This is a genomic window from Macromonas nakdongensis, from assembly GCF_002837145.1.
GTDB classification, from domain to species: domain Bacteria; phylum Pseudomonadota; class Gammaproteobacteria; order Burkholderiales; family Burkholderiaceae_C; genus Macromonas_B; species Macromonas_B nakdongensis.
Map to the genome: position 1 here is coordinate 1 of NZ_NWMV01000157.1, position 1,658 is coordinate 1,658.

The 1,658-nt window shown below is 72.9% G+C and carries 1 protein-coding gene; it reads left to right on the forward strand.

What is annotated here, in order from left to right; all coding sequences use genetic code 11:
* Positions 1-170 precede the first annotated feature (170 nt).
* Positions 171-1,658: sigma-54-dependent Fis family transcriptional regulator (locus CON77_RS14640; protein WP_101050319.1), on the forward strand; the 1,488-nt coding region annotated here is incomplete at its 3' end.

Genomic DNA, 1,658 nt, shown 5'->3' on the forward strand with positions numbered 1-1,658 from the left:
GTGGCCGCTGGTGGCGCTGTGCCTGGGGGTGCTGGCCGGCTTGGCCGTCTGGGGCCGCGCCGCCCGCACCTAGGGTCTGCCCTGACCCCGCCCGGGCCGTGGGCGGGCTACAGTGCCTGGGCTCGCTGGCCGGGCCGGCAGGGGCTGGCCGCCGGCGCGAAAGGTTCGCCATGCCCAGTCCCCAGCAAGTGCACATCGACACCGTGATGCGGACGGTGGGGGGTGGCTTGGCTCCTTGGGACGTCCACCCCGCCGACGCGGTGATCCACGATTCCTGGCGGCGCTGCGTCAGCGACCACCGGCTGGACCCGACCCGCATGCAAGAAGCGGTGATCCTGCCGGGCCACCGCCTGCGCGAACACCAGGACCAGTTGGATGCCTTTCTGCAGATCGCCCGCCATGGCCTGGAGTCGCTCTACGCCCAGGTGGCCGGGCTGGGCTACTGTGTGCTGCTGACCGATGCGCGCGGCGTGACCGTCGACTTCCTGGGCGACCTGGTGTGCGAGCCCAGCCTGCGCAAGGCCGGCCTTTACCTGGGCGCGGACTGGAGCGAGCCGCTGGCCGGCACCTGTGGCGTGGGCACCTGCATCGCCACCGGCGAGGCGCTGACGGTGCACCGCACCGACCACTTCGACGCCACCCACATTCCCCTGACCTGCACCGCTGCGCCGGTTTACGACGACCAGGGTCGGCTCACCGCCGTGCTCGACATTTCGGCCCTGAGCGCGCCTTCCGGCAAAGAGAGCCAGCACCTGGCCTTGCAACTGGTCAAGGTCTACGCCGGCCACATCGAGAACGCCAGCTTTTTGCAGCGCTTCCGCCGCCACTGGGTGCTGCGCCTGAGCCGGGCACCGCAGTTCCTGGACGTGCACCCGGAGTGGTTGCTGGCGCTGGACGAGGGCGGGCGCGTCGTCGGCCACAACCGGGCGGCCCAGTTGGCCCTCGAGGCCGAGGTGGGCGGCCCGGTGCTGGGTTGCGCCTTCGAGCGCCTGTTCGACCTGCCCCTGGCGGCGCTGGCGCGCTACACCGAGGGGGTGCCCGGCGACCGCCGCGCGGTGACCCTGGCCGGCAGCGGCCACGTGCGCTTCCTGCGGGCCACGCCCCCGCCACCGGCCCCCCGGCCCGCCCGCGTGGTCGATGCCGGCGTGCCCGCGCCGCTGGCGGCCCTGTCGGGTGGCGACCCGGTGCTGGACCGTCTGATCGAGCGGGCAGGGCGCCTGGTCAATTCGCCGGTCAACATGCTGCTGACCGGCGAAACCGGCACCGGCAAGGAATACCTGGCGCGGGCCCTGCACGAGGCCAGCGAGCGCCGGCGCCAACCCTTCGTGGCGGTCAATTGCGCGGCCATCCCCGAGTCGCTGATCGAGAGCGAATTGTTCGGCCACCTGCCTGGCAGCTTCTCCGGCGCCGGCCCGCGCGGCAAACGCGGCCTGATCCAGGAGGCCGACGGCGGCACCCTGTTCCTCGACGAGATCGGCGACATGCCCCTGGCGCTGCAGGCGCGGCTGCTGCGGGTGCTGGCCGAGCACGAGGTGCTGCCCATCGGCGCCACGCGCCCGGTGGCGGTGAGCCTGCGGGTGGTGGCTGCCACCCACTGCGACCTAGTTGCCGCGGTGCGCGCCGGGCGCTTCCGCGACGACCTGTACTACCGCCTCAAC